Raw genomic sequence first — 17,117 nt, forward strand, 5'->3', positions numbered from 1 at the left:
CACCAGCTTCGGTCAACCTCCTCGGGGAGTGACAGATCATAGCCGCCGGTCTCTCACCGCAGATCAGCATGCGTTGACAAGGTGAATTGCCGCGATGTGTATTTGCAAGCATCTCGATTGAGCAACGATCATCGAATGACGCGATAAAGTCTTTTGACAACATGGGATTCCGAAGTGTGTCCTGATCCGCATCGGGCGTCTCTGAGGCTCCGAAGTTATCATGCGACGATGTCGGGCGTGGCGCATGGGCAAGGCGTCGCCGGTCGCCGAAAACCAGAAATGAGGATGAACAGATGGCGACCGGCCTGAGACGTGGACTTACCAATTACGGCGACCGCGAGTTCTCGGCTTATTTGCGTCGCTCCTTCGCAAAATCCATGGGCTACAGTGACGAATTACTGTCACGGCCGATCGTTGGCATTTGTCATACGCCGAGTGGCTTCAACAATTGCCACCGCCATTTCCCCGAAATGCTCGCAGCGGTCAAACGTGGCGTGCTGACAGCGGGAGGTCTCCCACTGGAGTTTCCGGTCGTCTCACTGGGTGAGGTTTTTCTCAATCCGACAAGTCTCAAATTTCGAAACCTGATGTCAATCGATGTCGAGGAGATGATCCGGGCACAGCCCATGGATTCCGTGGTGCTTATGGGAGGCTGCGACAAGACCGTTCCCGCCCAGATGATGGGCGCGATATCTGCGGGTCTTCCGGCTATCCAACTTGTTGGTGGGCCTATGATGACAGGGCGTTACGAAGGTCAGCGCCTCGGCGCTTGCACTGATTGCCGGCGATTCTGGGCGACCTTCCGCAGCGGGGGCATTTCAGAAAAAGAGATCAACGCCATTGAAGGGAACCTCGCCACCACGTCTGGCACATGTGCGGTGATGGGTACCGCAAGTACCATGGCTTGCGTCGCGGAAGCTCTCGGTCTGGCGTTGCCGGGTTCAGCGGCAATACCAGCGGTCCACGCCGATCGGCTACGGTGTGCGGAAGAGAGCGGACGGCTTGCGATGCAACTGATCGGCACAGAACTTACACCGGACCGCATCATCAACACGAAATCCGTCGAGAATGCCCTGCGGGTGGTCCTGGCATTGTCGGGATCGACGAACGCCATCATCCATCTCGCCGCGATTGCGAGGCGCGCGGGCGTCACCCTGTCGCTTGAGCGCCTGAATGAGCTGTCCGAAACCACACCCGTTCTCGTTAATCTGAAGCCCGTCGGCGAGAACTACATGGAAGATTTTCACGCGGCGGGCGGGCTCGAAGGTGTTCTGCGAGAGCTGAAAACGCTGCTTCATCTGGAATGCATGACTGTCACCGGCGAAACTCTTGGAGAGCGGCTGGAGCGACCGCTGTCGCAGACGATCGATCGATCGGTCATTCGGAGTTCAGACAATCCTATCGATCCTGTCGGGGGTCTGGTCGCGCTTTTTGGATCGCTGGCGCCTCGAGGCGCGATTCTGAAGCGCGCAGCAGCCGACCCGCGTCTTTTCGAGATTGAGGGACGAGCTGTAGTGTTCTCGTCGCTGGAGGATCTCGCGGCGCGTATTGACGACCCCGATCTTGACATTGCGCCGGACGACATCCTCGTGTTGCAGAACGCGGGACCCAAGAGTTCCGCCGCGATGCCCGAGGCCGGCTATCTCCCGATTCCCAAGAAACTCGCGACCCTCGGGGTCAAAGACATGGTTCGCATATCCGACGCTCGCATGAGTGGTACGGCATATGGCACCATCGTGTTGCACGTGACGCCGGAGGCCGCCACCGGCGGCCCTCTCGGCCTGGTTCGGAATGGCGATCGTATCCGTCTAAGTGTCTCGAACAGACGTCTTGACCTCCTGGTCGACGATGCAGAGCTCGCTGCGCGTGCCCGTAATTTGAAAAGTCCGATCAGCACAATGTGTCGCGGCTACTCACACCTGTACCAGACCCACGTTTTGCAAGCAGATGAAGGATGCGACTTCGATTTTCTAGGTCCGTTACCGGCGGATGATACAGTGTCGGTTCGCTGATCTGGCGATACGGCTTCCTAGGCTTTCTGGCCAAACAGGAAATTTCCAATCGGAACCTCGGTAATGGCATCCTTGACCGAGACGGAAAGGCGTTTCAGCAGGTCCGGCGTATAGTGGTCATAAATCGCCTGGTTCGACCGACCGAGGGCATGCTCGCCGCTGAAGCTGCCACCGTATTCGTGGACAACGACATCAAGCACCGTCTTTCGGACGCGATCCACATAGGAGGCCTCGGGCCTTCTGGGATACACCAGATTAAAATGTATTCCGCCATCGCCCACATGGCCGAAATCGCAAACCGCCAGATCCGGAAACTCCGCGTCGAGGATCGCGATGATCTGTGTGCGGAACCGATGCAGATCGGACCGACGAAGCGAGAGATCGAACGCGATGACATGACCCGACGCCTTCAGCCCCTCCGTCAGAGAGTGCCGGATCAGCCAGAGGTCTTCGGATCGTGCCACAAGAGCGTCGTTGACCAAGGGCTCGTCTCGGTCGAAGAGATCGGATAGGACACCCTCAAGAAAGGTCGACAAGTCGAGTTCGCCGGAGCGCGGCACCCAACTGCGCGTGAGCTCAAGGAGAATCGCGTAAGGCGGTATTTCCCCGCGAGCAAACGGGTTCTTCAGATGGCCGATGTGCGAAAATGTCCGCTCGAGCGCATTCCGCGAGATACCCTCGAAAGCGCTCAGATATTCACCACAAGTCTCCTCCAACGTCGCCAGAAGCGGTAATATCGCGTCGCCGTTACTTGGCACGATGAGGGCCGTCGCCCTTTGACGAGGCGCACGCTGGAGTTCCAGCACGGCTTTCGTGACAATCCCAAACGCGCCGCCCGTGCCGATAAAAAACTGCTTTAAATCGAGGCGAGAATTGTCTTTGCGCAAGCCGGTTGCGAGATCCAGCACTGTGCCCTGCGGATCCGCCAGCACGACCTCCACACCGAGGACCTGTCGCCGCATACCCCCATACCGGAGGAAACGTGCACCGCCCGTATTGGTAGCAACCATTCCGCCGATGGTCGGGTCGGCGCCCAGATCGACAGGAAAAAACATGCCGTAAGCGGACAGCTCGTCGTTAAGCGTGGAAAGGCGCACGCCGGAACCCACTTCAACGGTACGGTTCTCTTCATCGACAATGATCGGGGAGCGAAGCCGGTCGAGGCTCAGGACAACCTGCGCGCCGCTGGAATCCGGCGTGGAGCCGCCGACCAGACCGGTATTTCCGCCTTGGGGAACGAACGGAATTCCGTTGGACACCAGATAGGCGACGACATCCGACACTTGAGCTGTCGTCGCCGGCCGTACGACGAAAGCCGCCTTGCCTTCATCGTAGCGCGCACCGATCTCGTAGGCGCGTATCTCGCCGGTCTCAGAGACAATACCCTTGCTCCCGACGATCGCCGCGATGCCGTCGAGGTGATTCCGATCAAACATGCCGTTTCGCCTTTGAGCTTCACGAGATGGACCAATCGTTACGGTATTTCACGGGACGATATCGTATCGTGAAGCCCGATTGGGAGTGTCCTCCCGGGCAGAAAAGTAAGTAATCGGATCCCTGTCAAAGCATGAAAACAATCGCGTGATGAAGAAATTTTCACACCACAGATTGGCGCGCCCGTAAGATTTTTCCCAAAGGGAACCAGAGGGCCTCGTCGCAATGAGCCGACACCATATTTTGGACCACCAGAAGGGGGCTTTCCAGTTTTGATCGGGATGAGGGCCTGTTTCCTCTCCTCGATGGATCGAGCCCTTGTTCCCGATCGCGTCGTGTAGGGGTTCTTCACTATCTGACCGACTGGCATTTCTTACGTGCGGCGCCAACCGCCGAGGCCACAGGATGGCAGAGTGATACGAGACGCGTCCAGAAATCCACTCCGCTCATGTGCTAGCGTGACGAGTCTTCGGCCTTAACGGGCGATCTTCATTCCTGCCAGCATCGTTGGAATGAGCTCGGATACGGTCGGATGGATGGGCACTGCGCGTTGCAAGGCCTTGTAAGACAGGCCCGCATTCATCGTGTCGAGGATACCGTGGATCGCCTCATCACCTCCGGTGCCGAGGATGGCGGCGCCAAGGATCTTCTGCGTCTGCGCGTCGACGACGACCCTCATGAATCCCTGCGTCTCGCCCTTTTCGATGGCGCGTCCGACTCGGCTCATGGGGCGATGGCCGACGAGTAGCGACCGACCGCTTGCCCGAGCCTCGGCCTCTGTCACGCCGACGCGCCCGAGAGGTGGATCGATATAGAGAGCGTAGGCGGGGACGCGGTCGCTAACCTTACGCTTTTCGCCATCGAGAAGATTGGCGGCAACGATCTCGAAGTCGTTATACGCTGTGTGAGTGAAGGCGCCGCGGCCGTTGCAGTCACCGAGCGCCCAAATGCCGGGCACATTGGTGGCAAGACCATCGTCGACCTGAATGGTGCCGCGGGAATCGGTCGCAACGCCGGCTCGGTCGAGACCGAGGTCATCGGTGTTAGAGCGGCGGCCGACAGCGAGGAGCAGGTGCGAGCCGACGATCTCTGGCTCACCCGAGGTGCAGTCGACTCCGACGGCAACGCCCTTCGCATGGGATGCAACATGGATGCACTCGGCACCGACGCGTATTGTTATTCCCTCCCTTTCGAGGATCTCGCGGATTGCTTGCGAAACGTCCTCGTCCTCGCGAGCGATCAGTCGCGGTCCCTTCTCGACGACGGTGACCTCCGCGCCGAAACGCCGATACATTTGCGCGAATTCGAGCCCAATATAGCTGCCGCCGATGACGACCAGATGCTCGGGGACCCGGTCGAGCGCAAGAACCGAGGTGTTCGTGAGATAGGGCACCTGGTCAATGCCCGGCCAGTCCGGGACGACGGCGCGGCCGCCGACATTGATGAAGATGCGCGGCGCGCTCAGCCTCTCATCGCCGACGCTGACGGTATCCGGTCCGAGGAAGCGCGCATGGCCTTTGAAGACAGTGCAACCTTTCATACCGCGCACCCACCGCTCGACATTCGCGCGTGCATTCGCCGAGACGGCATCGGCCCGGGACTTCACGCGTGCCATATCAATGCGAAGCGGCATGTCGATCATGACACCGTAATCAGCCCCACGTCGGGCGAGATGGGCAGCGTAGGCGCTCGCGATGAGCGTCTTCGTCGGCATGCATCCGGTGTTGACACAGGTTCCGCCGAAGAGCTTTCGCTCGATAAGCGCCACGGACATCCCGGCGTCGGTGAGCCGGCCGGCAAGCGGCGGACCGGCCTGCCCGGCACCGATAATGATCGCGTCGAAGCGCCGGCTCATGGGAGCACCATCACGATCGCCAGGGCTGCGAGGATCGCGACCGCATCCTCAAGGAAAGCCGCCGGCTGGTCCTTGCCAAAGGCTGATGCAAGGTTCGCCCGGGCGGCCTGCCCACCCAGAGTTCCAATTACAGCGCCGACCGCGCCGGCCATCGCGCCGCCGGTCGGGGATCCGGAGGGTGAGCCTATCGCGGCTCCTGAGAGCGCACCCATCACAACGCGACCGCCAAACTGGACAGGAACCGTGCGGCTTGGCGTCGAGGGCAGTTGGTCTGTGACCAGTTCGCCAAGTGCGAGCAAGGTCAGTATCCAGGGTGTCCAAGAATAACCCAGAAGGGCAAGCGGGGTATCCCCGAGGCGCAGCCAACCGAGATGCGCGGCCCAACTGATCGCCGCCGGCGCCATCATCGCGCGCAACCCGGCGACAACTCCGATCAGAGTTGCGAGTATGAAGACGATCATCGTTGCCTCCCAGTGCCGAGCGTCCCCAGCCATCGCTGGATATAGGTCTCGATGAGAAGCGGAATAGGCCTCGACTGGCAGGTTTGCATGCCCGGTCCCTCACGCGCGGGTGCCGGCCTTACGTCTAGGGTGAGCGCATGTTCGCGAGATGTCGAGCACCCGAGTGCTCCCAAGCCGAAATTACGCTAGGAAGTCCTTCGGATTGCCACCTGCACGCGCACCAGATCTCGATTCCACGTTACCCCACAGTTCTTGAGTTGGTACCGGGTCAGATAGAGGAAAGCGCTTGCGCCCACATCCTCGAACGAAAGGGTCCGGGCCTCAGGGTCGATGAGGGTCGGATAGAAATAGGCGTGCGACTCCTCGCAGCATTTGTCCCAAAGCAACTGTGCTCCCAGAACAAGAGAAGGCTCTGACCAGGCGAAAAAATCCGATGATGTTGAGGCGAATATCCCCTCGACCCAACGTCCATCAGCAGCCCTCCGCCTGTCACCGAAGACAGCAATCATCGTGCCGCTTTCGCGGTGTTTGACGATCCCGCCAATCATGCGACCGATGACATTCGGAACCACGGGCGCACAGACATGGGCCTTGGGGTCCTCTCCCGATATTCGAAAAGGATCAATGAACTTGGTCGAGAAATCAGCCCCGTTCCAGGCGCGCCATGAAAATGGATCATCGAGATCCTTGGTTCTTATGACGCAGTTTCCTCGGCGTTGATCCCGATAGCCATCAGCAAAGATGAATGCGTAGAACCAGCCATCGTGCTCGATGATGTTGGACGGATTCGCATAGCCGACCCTGGCTTCGCGATCAGTTGGAAATCCATAGGGTAGAGTCGCCACTACAGGAGGTCGCCCTTTGTCCTCCTGATGAAAATTGCGCCCACCGTCGTGCGATACGAGCGCTGTCACGGTATTGAGCAAGCATGAGCTGTAGCGCCCGGCCGGGCATTGCCCGGACGTGCGCTCGCCCCGCAACTCCGTGTGGGCGAGCGCGTGAACCGTTTTTCCGTCGCGGGTATAGACACCGCCAATCCAGCTCAAATCGTCGAAATCGGCCAGCCGGGCCGACCGCTTTCCTTCATAAATCACCGGACAACGCGGCCGGACATCACCAAGGCTGGGGCCGACAAGAGCCCGATTGTCATTGTGACTGACAATCAGGTTCACCTCACCGTCCGCGTTGCGAAAGGCTCGTGCCGGAGCGTCCGGCACGTGACTTTTCACGCAAGCTTCGCGGGACCAGTCGAACACCGTTTCGACAGGTCCGGTTGGAACCACAAAAAGGGGTCGGCGCTCGGTCCTTTCGGCACGAGCACCGACCCACAGGCTACTTGCCGCCAGGAGGGAAACGGCAAGGAGCTTTAGCGATCCATTCATCAAGCCGGACACTAAGCCACTTTCTGAGCTGGTTCCTGGATCTTCTGCATGACGTCGATCATTTTCGTGTCGACACCGTTCTCAACGAGGAACTGCTGCATTTCACGATAGGTGTGGTGGTATGCGCGGTTGAATTTGTCGAACAGGGATTGATCCCAGTATTCCTCGATATTGAAGTCCTTGCCGGAGAATACATCGAAGCTGGGAATTTGGAACGTCTCGGCGAACTCAACCGTACGGCTGTCGTAGGTGAAATAGATCGAAGGTGTGCCGTTTGAAAGCGCCATCAAGTTGCCGTGCAGGCGATATCCCAGAACCAGATCTTTCTGCTGAACCAGATCCTCATAGTCGGCAACGACGTCGGAGTAGAAAAGCCGCTCGCGATGCAGCTTTTCCATCGTCTCGTCCATATACCACTCGGAAACCCATTTGTTGGCGCGCAATGCGGCGAAGGCCTCTTCCTTCTGCTCCTGCGTTCCAAAAACGATCTTCTTTTCCTCGACCTCGCCTTGCGCCATGAGAACCACATCGAAGCGCTGCGCCAGGGATTTGACGAGATCGCGGTGGAAGGTCAGGTAGCGCTTGATATCCTGTGCATAGGCCGGAGACACCTCACGGCGCATGGTGATGCCGGCATAACGCACCTTGTCGAGCGCAGGCAGCTGGATCGTCATGTTGGGGTTGTTGCGGCGGAATGCCGTCGGGCAACCCACGATACGCACGTTGCGGATGCCGATATCCCACAGAACTTGTGCCGAGTAAGCGCCACGAACACCGATCGACGTTGTTGAATCCGCCATCATGCGAAGGACCGTCTTGGTCTCTTCGGAGAGTTCGATCTTCCCTTTCACAGGAGCCTGGGCTCCGATGCCATAGGCAATGACCGGGATCTTGAGCCGTTTCAGGACATCGATCGTCTGGCTCCAGCGCATGTCCTTATGGACGTAGTTCGAACCGCGCAGGAACACATAATCATATTCCTCATTCAGCCGGTCGATATCGTCGAGATTCGGATTGGCGATGGGGAGAACCCCGAGTTTGTCGAAGTTCAGAAGCTTCAAGGACGAGTCGAAGACGAAGGCATCGCCGATATTGTGATAGTGATTGATGTGGTTCTGGACGTCCTTATACCGGTACCAACGAACGTTGTCGTGGTCGTAAACCTCACCGGAGGGAATCATAACTAGAACACGTGCCACTTCGTATCTCCTTCTTCGTTTATAGTTTAAGCTTGCGGGAGGATCGTCATGCCGATCGCGCCGATCGAGGGGCGGATGCCGCGTCGCGGTTCGCGGCAATGCTGTAATAAAGGTCGAGATGCTGCTTGGCGCATTCGCGGAAGTTGATCGGAATGCTGATTCCGGCCCGCAGGCGGTCCCATAGCGTCGTGTCGGTCAAGGCCTCGACCATGCGGTCGATCAGATCCTCCGATGAACCGACCCGGAAATGGAGCCCATCGACGCCATCGGTAATCTTCTCCGCCATGCCGCCGATATTGCTGCAGATCATCGGCCGTCCGTGGAAGAACGACTCCTGAATGACGATGGGCGAGTTCTCCCACCAGATCGAGGGAATGATCGTCCAGTCGATGGACCGCATCAGACGCGGCATCTCGTTATTTTGATAAGCTCCATAGAATCGTGCGCGCGGTCCGGCCTGTGCGACGAGGCTCTCGATCTTCTCCTGATACGCCTTGGGCTGACGATCGAGATTGCCCCCGAAGATCATCAGTTGGGCATCATCACCCCAAATCGCCTCCGGAATGCGGGCAACCGCGTCGAGCAGGACGTCGACGCCTTTGAATGACGTGATTTGTCCAAAATATCCGAACCGCGCCCGCCGCCCTTCAGGCGCCAACGGCCGCGGGGCTACCGGCGCAGCAATGTCGAGACCATTTTCAATGACAGTGAATTTGGAGCGGTCGAGCCCCCAATCGACGTAGCGGTCGACCAGAAACTGACTCGGCGAGACAAAGTGATCCGCGACCTGGAGAAGGCCGCGCACGAAATGTTCGCGGCGCAGGAATCGCGCAGGCGATATGTCGGGGAAGCAGGCGTTGCAATCGGCCGGAGAAGACTGGCGACAAAGGTTGGTGTTCTTTGTCTTCACCATCTGCCCGTGATGATGGCAAATCGCGAGGAATTCGTGAAATGTCACGACGATGACGGTATCCGGCAACGCGCGCCGAACGGCGTAGATGCATTCGAGCCCCAAACCGATGAAATGGTGGAAGTGGATGACATCCGGCTTGAGATCCAACACGACACGAAGAAAATCGCGCTCGATCTCCTCCGTGTTGTGATTGGAGAGGAAGAAATGATCGTAATCGTCCGCGTGATAAAGGATCTCGCCTTCCTTCTGGCGCAGACTGAGAAGTGCGGTTCCTTCGTGCCGCACGACGGGACGGCCCACACGAGCAATGAAGCGGGAGCTTACACCGTCTGTCTGGTTCAACCCCTTGTGGAGATTGTATGAGGCGATCTCCGCGCCACCGAGCGAGAAGCTCGGATGGCCGTGGGAAACCACGAGGATGCGCAACGGATCGTAAGTCATTCTCCCCCCCGCATATTGGCGACCAGGAGAGACCAACGTCGGTCGAAACTCCAACGATCGACATGTTGTGTGAGTCGTTGCCAGGGGAGATTGGACTCGCCGGGTCCGGCATCCGCGGCAATCATCTCCACTTCCGGCAACCACAGGGACGGCGTGCCCGCAAGCTTAAGCTTCAGGCAGAGATCGCGTCCCTTTTCCTTGGCGCTCAGGTAGGATTGGCTGAAGCCGCCAATATCCTGAAATGCGGATCTCGACATGATGCAGCACGCCGTCGAACCGGCCATCACCTCGATCGGTTCCGCGCCCCGGATCACATCGCATGGATAGCCGAGGAAGCGATCGACCAGTCTTCGTTCATGTTGATCGAGCACCGTGCCCGCAAAGCAAATCGAGTTGTCTTCGAAGACTACTGTCGGACTCACCAGGACTTTGGCACCGCGCATCCGGTAGGCGCGCTCCATCACGGATAGCCAGCCTTGCCGGCGCGGCAGCACGCCTGCGGAAAGGAAGACGAACGTCTCCAGGTTCGTGACATGCACGGCCGCCTCTAACGCGTCGCAGGGATCCTGAACGCCATCGGCCGCAACAAGGCGTATGCCGAGCCTGTAGAAACTCGCCAGTCGTTGAACCTCCACAGCAACTTTGCCGAAAAGCTCCGTCGGCACTGAAACGATGATGGGCACATCGTGCGTGTCGGGATCGAGAGCGAGAAAGGACAAGGCGACCAAAATCTCTTCCGCCTCGGAACCTCCGCCGACGATAAGACCTGTCCGTGCGGCGTTCTCGTCGTAGCCGAAATCCCTGAACTCGATGGCGCGAGGCTTCTGATGATCGAGAGATTGGATCATCGGACCGATATGCGTCTCGATTGCCATGGTCGTGACTGCCGAGCGAGGATCGAGGATCGCCATGACCCGATCGAGTGCCCGCCGCGACGATGATTTTACCGGCTTGAGGGGATAAAAGGCGGCAGTCTCGGTTCTCAGCGACAGCTCGAAATACACTGAGTCACTGCTTACGGAAGACAACCCTGGCACATACGCGAGGAAGCCATGATCGTTTCGCTGAGGATCCAGCCTTTGGGCAAAGGCACCATCTTGCTGGAACGCAGTCGTCACGTCCGGTCGGGAAAGTCTCGTCCAGGTCTCATCGATTGGCGCGGATTCTCTGCCGGCGTGAAGAATGACGGACTCCACTTGATGCTCAGGGTCGAGCATCCAACCGCTGACCAGAAGCCCCCCTCTCGGCAATTCGAGGACCATGTCCATGCCGATGCGAACCGGCTGCGTGAGAGTCGCGACCGTGTCACGCCCGTCAAAGCGCTCTCCTGCTCGCCGTAACGTCTTCAGCGTTTCGGAATTGGCGGCAGCGCGTGGAAGAACGTCCCGAATATGAGCTGGCACGTCGGTCGACGCCAGATGGACGCAACGATCATAGATGTCGAGCGCGTGCCATCCCCGGCTGCCCCGGAAGAACAGGCACTTCAAGCGCTGGGGGTCGACCAGCGTCTCACTCGTATTCAGGATTCCGACAAAACCGTAGCCACGTTCTCCCAGATCGTCGCGCTGAACTCGTGCACTCTTGAATTCACCCACGACAAGCCCGTCATGCGAGATGATGAAGCGCGATTGATCTGCCGGCAGTTCACTCGACCATCCCTGAAGGAAGATCTCGCCCGTGTCGACGACCCCCATAACCTCGACGAAGCCATCGTTGTGCGCCGCTGCGGTCAACATCGAGAGCGCGGCGGCAAAGCGCTTCGGATTGCTTTTTCCCGTCAGCAAGGATTGAGCCACCCCGTCGGCAACGTGAGGGAACTCCGGCCCCGCATCCGCCGACACGATATTCATGAACAACGCCAGAGGCAGAGCCCGGCGGACAAGGGTGTAGCGTGCCGGCTGTCCCTTGCGGCGCATCACGACGGAACGAACGCGAACCCGGCCCGCGACTTTGACGGGCACGACGGCAACGAAGCCGACGCTCGCCTCCGGCGGCGCATTGTTGCGCGCCCAGGTCAAGACCCGCGCCGTCATGGACATCGCCGGATCGCCATTAAGCAACACCGGAACGACCCCCGGCATGGCGTCCGCGACCCCGCTGATAAGCACGAGATCGTCGCCGACAGGAGCTGCGAGAACAGTCTCGCCATCGGTTGGAAGACCAAGCTCGTCTGTCAGCAGCGCAGTTGCTGCCAGAATTTCGCCTCGTGCAGGAGGAGGCAGTTCGTGTTGTATCGGGAGACGCGCAGCTATCGTCATGGGATTCTCTATCGCAGAGCCATTGCGAGGGTGAAGACTGCGCTGACGGCCGATATGCCAGTCAGCATGATGATGATCGCGACAGCGCGACGCATCGGTCGGTCGGCGACGTTGGCCAGATCTTTGATGCGGTCGTCAAAAGCTGCGATCATCTTATCGAACCGCATCAGGAAGACCTCCACGTCAGCGACGCGCTGCGCGAGCTCGCTTTGATTGGAGCGCACGACATCAAGCGCGGCGCCGATGCCATCTTCCTTGGAGGACATCTGCTCGACCTGCTCGGCGGTCCCGCGCATCGCTTCCGCAGCCTCCCGCAGGATGATCTGGGAGCGACGCTGCGCGGCGATCAGCACCTCGAGCTGTTCGAGGACCCGGTTCAGCGGGGCGCTGATGACCGCCTCCGCCGCCCGCTCGTCCTGGCTCGGCGCGGGGAGAACGATCTCTTCCCCGGTTGTGCGCGAATATGCCACGACTTCGATACCATCTGGCTCGCGCCCAACCGTCTCTGGCAACTCGACTTCGAAGGCGTAGGCTCCATCGCCGATGCCGTTGCGTCTAAGATCGATACGTGGGCGATCCGCCGTGCCGGAGGCAACCATGCGCCCCCGAAAGAGCACACGAACGAGCAGTCGCTCGTCTGAACGCCCGCGATCCCAGACCCAGCCATAAAGCCGACGGCTCTCGACGGCATCCAACCGTCCCTGGATCTGGCTGCCGGCCGCATTGTCAGCCGATGCAAGCGGTATCTTGGCTTCTGCAATGCTCATGGTTTCACGCGGCCCGCGCCGTTGCGTCGATGTTGCGATAAAGGTCGAGGTGCCGGTCGGCGACTTCTGTGATAGTGGGAGGCGGGTTGATCCCATCCACCAAAGTCTCCCAGATTCCGGGCGTTTCCATCGCCCGTTTCATCATGCGAGCCAGCGCGGCCGGATCGTCGGGGCGGACGTGAAGCCCGTTCACGCCGTCGCGCACGGCTTCGGCCATCCCGCCAATGTCGCTCACGATCACGGGTCGCCGGTGATGAAACGCTTCCTGGATGACAAGCGGTGCGTTCTCCCACCAGATCGAGGGAACGACGACCCAATCCACCGCCGCCATCAGGACAGGTATCTCGTCGCGCCGATAGGCGCCGAGACGCACGACATGTGGCTCGGTTTCACGAACCAGCGTGTCGATTTCTGCGACGAAGCTCTCCGCTTGGAACGGAGCACCGCCATGAAGGCGCAGCTCGAACCCTTCCGCTTTCTCCGCAATCAGATGCCGGCACGCCTTCAACAGGACCGATGCCCCCTTCCAGGGGTTGAGATTACCGAAATAGCCGAACACCGGACGCCTCCCGTCGCCGGATGGACGATGGGCGGCAGACGGCACCGCGGGTCGGCCATTGAAGACAATATCGATCTGCGACGCGGGCAGGCCCCATGCGATGAAGCGCTCTTTGATGAAGTCGCTCGGCGCAATGAAACGATCGACTTGCGTGAACAGGGTCTTGAGATAACGCTCGCGCAACAGGAAACGGTCCGCCGAAATGTCCGGGAAACACGCATTGCATCGGTTGGGCGACGCCTCATTGCACCGCTCCCGTCCCCGCGTGCGCATCATGAGGCCGTCATGGGCGCATATGGCATAATAGTCGTGCAGGGTCATGACGATGCGGGCATCGGGGACGACGCGGCGCACGATTGCGATGAACTCCACCCCAAGAAGAAGGATGTGGTGGATGTGGACGACGTCCGGTCGGAACTCTTCCAGCAATTTCTCAAGATGGGGGACGACACCATAAGTATCAGTTTGGCTGAGATAGAAATGGTCGAAATGACCGCCCCAGAGAACGACTTCGTCGGGCGCCTCAGTCACGGTCTGGAAGCTCGTGCCCGGACGCGGCTCACGATGGATACGGTTCGTCGCGGCAAGGAAGAGCGTCTCGATCCCCGGGCGCGACCGAAACTCGCGAAAGAGATCGTGAGAAAAAATCTCCGTCCCGCCGGGATGAAGATCAGGATGATTATGCGCGACGACGAGAATGCGCATGGTCAGGCAGCTTTCCCTGGCTTGGTCGCAATGATGATGTCTTGATAATGCGTGCTGTCGGTGCCGCGCCAATGGCCCAGATCCACCCGCTGGATGCGCAGTCCAGCCAAACGAAGTGCCTGCTCGATCAGGTTTTGATCGAAGCCTATCGCTGCAAGAGGCGCGGATGGATCGCCATACCAGGTTCCAGCCTCAGTCCCGGCCGTGAACTTCGGTCGGGCTCCGTCTCTCACGGGGTCTCCGTCGAGTATCAGAAATGCCGTCATGAAGAGACGTCCGCCGGGAGAGAGCAACCGCATGGCTTCGCGCGCATAGGCCGCTATTTCGTGGGCAGGAAGATGCGTCGCGACCGACACCATGACGATGAAATCGAAGCTCGCATCCGAGAACGGCAGAACGACCTCGTGACCAGCAAGCGCGCCGCCCGGATTATAGAGCTCATGCGCCAGATCGATCTGGCAGAACCGGAATCGTGGATAGACGGGCGTGACGTTCCGCACGCACCATGCAATCCCCTCGTTCACCGGGTCGACGCCTTCATAACATCCGGTCGTTCCGTCGAGATACTGGGTCAACGGAACCGCCATGCGGCCAATCCCGCACCCGATATCGAGCACACGATCCGAGGGTTTGAGGCCGCCAATACGAACGAAATGTCCGAGGTACTCAGCCCCGATGGCCTTGTAATCCCCGTCACCGACGAAGACGCTTTCAGGAGCGGGAGCCGGCAGGAAGCGATTGCGCTCGATTGCCTCCATCATCCATGCGAGCCTGCTTTCCTCAGCAGGCGAGAGCAACGCTTCATATGCATTGATCCTGTTGCCAACCTGCGCATTCATGCTGCTTTGCTCCTTGGTCTTCCGGGACGGGTGTAGGTATTCATGACGCTCGCGATCATGTCCCCCCAGCGGGAGGTGTGCAGGGCGCAGTTGTACTGCCAGGCGATTCCTTTCATGTATTCGGGATTGAGCGACATAGACTTGCGCTCGAGATGATAAAGCTCGACGTCCGGCACATATGAAATCTTGCGACCGGCCGCCGCAATTTTCAGACACAGATCGCTATCCTCGTAGTCGCCGATGACATAGTCATCTGAGAAGCCGCCGACCTTCTCGAACAGGGCGCGCGGCATCACCAGGCAGGCTCCGGTGACCGCTGGCACGAAGCGCTCTTCAGTCGCAGGAGCGTAATGCCGTGGCATGCCTTTGAAGTAATGATGGTTGAGCCAGCGCCCGCGATGATCACGTGCGAAATGCATGCCCGCATGTTGAAGAGATCCGTCTTCGAACAGCAGTTTCGGGCCAACCGCGCCAACGCGCCTGCGGTTGTCCAACCTTTCTGCAAGCTTCTCGATCCATCCGGGTGCGGTCGGGATGACATCGGAATTGACCAACGCCAGAATCTCTCCGCGCGACGCGGCTGCTCCGGCGTTGCAAGCACGCGCGTAGCCGCTGTTGCGGTCCATGATCGCAAGCGTCATGGGCAGGCCGTAAACCAGATGCAGGCCGGTCAGGAGATGGTCGACCTCGGTCGCCTGTTCGGGCGTGTCCAAGACATAGATGAGCTCGGCATGTTTTCTGAACCACGGATCCGTCGCGAATGCGGCAATCTGAAAGCGAAGGAAGTCGAGAACTTTGTAGAGAGGAATGACAACCGAGGCTTTCGGGCGCGCGATCAGCGTGCCGATCACGCGTACATGAGGCTGACCGATATGCGTCTGTGTTTTCGCGTGAAGATCGGCGATGACGGGAGCAAGAACTTCGGAAAGAAGTTTGTCGTTCACGTGCTGGGGCGGAACCGCGCGCAACGCGACGGCCCGGGCCTCGGCGGGGTCTGCCGGCTGCGGGGTCGGAACAAGCGGATGAAACGCACCGGACTTCAGCAGCAGGCGGAACCGCGGCTGGAGAATGGGGGCATCTCCGCCCACGGAAGGAGCAAGAGTGGCAAATCCCGTCCCGCTCACTCGCCCAGCGTTTGGTCCCTCGACGACGATGGGGTAGCGATGGAGTGCGCTCGTCAGATCGTGAATTGTACCGTCGGAGACGACCGCGGCGATGCCAGCGACGAGATTCAGAGGATCGCGGAGCCAGCCGGCCAGAAGCGTTCCCGCTGGCGTCGAGATCGCACAGGTGATCTCCGCCGCGAGACCCGAAGTGTTCGCGCCAACCCGTTGCGGCTTCAATGGGACGCTCAATTGCGCCTCCAGTGCGGCAGCTTTACCGAACGAAGCGTGGTCGGAAAGACCGATCAGCAGATGTTCGCGCAACCCGGGCGCGCGCTTTGTCTGCTCGCGGAGCCATCGCGTCAATGGAAGCGGTTGCGGCTCGGATTTCGCAAGCGATTGAACCTGGAGCCCTTCAGATCCGGCAAAAACCACAAAGGCTTCGCGCCCAGCAAGGTACTTGCCGGAGGTGAGAAGATGCACCATCTCTCGGCCCCCACCCAGAGGGCCGCGGCGCGGACGGCCGGGGAGACGCCTCAAACCATCCCTGCCGACGCAATAGATCGCATCGATCTCGCCAAAGCGAGGAGGCAACGCCGCTTGCAAGAGGACGATGTCGCCCACGGCGCGCGCGACGATCGTGGCGGCTTCGGATGTGGAAGCCGGTTGCCGCATCAAACCGAGCAGGCACTCTATGAACATCCCATCGCGCCGGAGACGAAAGAGACCGCTCCATACGTTCAGCAACGTCGAGATAAGCGTCTCGCAGGCCTGCTCATCGAGCCCCTGAACGAGATTGTCGGAACCAGCGACCGGAATGACCGTGTCGGGCTGAATGGCGAGACTGGTTTTCGAGCCCAGCGCACCCGTCGATAGGGTGATATGCAAGGGGCCGCTCTCGGGACAGCGCGTGGCCCATAGAAGGCGCGTGCCGCCGTCTGTGCGCGACAGGCGCAGAGACGCAGCCGGCGCCACCGAATGCCCCTGCGCGGCCGACAGCGCCGCGGAAGCGTGAACCGCCTGCGGGACATCCCATGAGACCAGGATCACTCCGCTGCCCAGAAGAACGGCCTGCGGCTCGTCCGCCTGACCCGGCGACAGTATTGTTGCGGTTGTTTCTAGCGGCGCCATACGTTCCACGAGCCTTCGAGGTTTGGCACCGCAGCTGCCCGCTGCGGTGCCTGTTCGC

At 59.7% G+C, this 17,117-nt stretch carries 12 protein-coding genes; 1 reads left to right on the forward strand and 11 read right to left on the reverse strand.

All coding sequences use genetic code 11. From position 1 onward, the window contains the following. Positions 1–293 precede the first annotated feature (293 nt). Positions 294–2,012 (forward strand): IlvD/Edd family dehydratase, encoded by a 1,719-nt coding sequence (locus I2H38_RS10815; RefSeq protein ID WP_196271857.1) that lies wholly within the window; start codon positions 294–296, stop codon positions 2,010–2,012. 17 nt (positions 2,013–2,029) lie between these two features. Here I2H38_RS10815 and I2H38_RS10820 read toward each other — a convergent pair whose 3' ends face one another. The 11 genes from I2H38_RS10820 to I2H38_RS10870 form a co-directional block, all read right to left on the reverse strand. Continuing rightward, positions 2,030–3,448, reverse strand: coding sequence for an FAD-binding oxidoreductase (locus I2H38_RS10820; protein ID WP_196271858.1), 1,419 nt, complete (start codon positions 3,446–3,448; stop codon positions 2,030–2,032). Positions 3,449–3,921: 473 nt separating this feature from the next. Beyond that, the gene (locus I2H38_RS10825) at positions 3,922–5,301 is read right to left on the reverse strand and encodes an FAD-containing oxidoreductase (protein ID WP_196271859.1); all 1,380 of its coding nucleotides are present in this window, start codon (positions 5,299–5,301) and stop codon (positions 3,922–3,924) included. Next, positions 5,298–5,762, reverse strand: a complete 465-nt coding sequence (locus I2H38_RS10830) for a DUF4126 family protein (RefSeq protein ID WP_210324763.1) — start codon at positions 5,760–5,762, stop codon at positions 5,298–5,300. Before I2H38_RS10830 ends, I2H38_RS10825 begins: the two co-directional genes overlap by 4 nt. 185 nt (positions 5,763–5,947) lie before the next feature. Continuing rightward, positions 5,948–6,934, reverse strand: coding sequence for a hypothetical protein (locus tag I2H38_RS10835; RefSeq protein ID WP_196271860.1), 987 nt, complete (start codon positions 6,932–6,934; stop codon positions 5,948–5,950). Between the two features lie 221 nt (positions 6,935–7,155). Continuing rightward, complete coding sequence (locus I2H38_RS10840; protein ID WP_196271861.1) at positions 7,156–8,343, reverse strand: polysaccharide pyruvyl transferase family protein; 1,188 nt, start codon at positions 8,341–8,343, stop codon at positions 7,156–7,158. A 46-nt stretch (positions 8,344–8,389) separates the two neighbouring features. After that, a complete protein-coding gene (locus I2H38_RS10845) occupies positions 8,390–9,697 on the reverse strand; it encodes a glycosyltransferase family 4 protein (RefSeq protein WP_196271862.1) in 1,308 nt (435 codons plus the stop codon). Next, entirely contained in the window at positions 9,694–11,955 is a 2,262-nt protein-coding gene (locus tag I2H38_RS10850) for a glycosyltransferase family 2 protein (RefSeq protein ID WP_229426654.1), read from the reverse strand. The genes I2H38_RS10845 and I2H38_RS10850 overlap by 4 nt, the downstream gene beginning before the upstream one ends. An 8-nt stretch (positions 11,956–11,963) precedes the next feature. Beyond that, the gene (locus tag I2H38_RS10855; RefSeq protein WP_196271863.1) at positions 11,964–12,722 is read right to left on the reverse strand and encodes a hypothetical protein; all 759 of its coding nucleotides are present in this window, start codon (positions 12,720–12,722) and stop codon (positions 11,964–11,966) included. Positions 12,723–12,726: 4 nt separating this feature from the next. Next, positions 12,727–13,992, reverse strand: a complete 1,266-nt coding sequence (locus I2H38_RS10860) for a glycosyltransferase family 4 protein (RefSeq protein ID WP_196271950.1) — start codon at positions 13,990–13,992, stop codon at positions 12,727–12,729. Next, complete coding sequence (locus I2H38_RS10865; RefSeq protein WP_196271864.1) at positions 13,989–14,825, reverse strand: class I SAM-dependent methyltransferase; 837 nt, start codon at positions 14,823–14,825, stop codon at positions 13,989–13,991. Before I2H38_RS10865 ends, I2H38_RS10860 begins: the two co-directional genes overlap by 4 nt. Further along, positions 14,822–17,059: a glycosyltransferase family 2 protein gene (locus I2H38_RS10870; protein WP_196271865.1), complete on the reverse strand. Its 2,238-nt coding sequence runs from the start codon at positions 17,057–17,059 to the stop codon at positions 14,822–14,824. The genes I2H38_RS10865 and I2H38_RS10870 overlap by 4 nt, the downstream gene beginning before the upstream one ends. Positions 17,060–17,117 lie beyond the last annotated feature (58 nt).

The organism is Microvirga alba, from assembly GCF_015694465.1.
GTDB classification, from domain to species: Bacteria; Pseudomonadota; Alphaproteobacteria; order Rhizobiales; family Beijerinckiaceae; genus Microvirga; species Microvirga alba.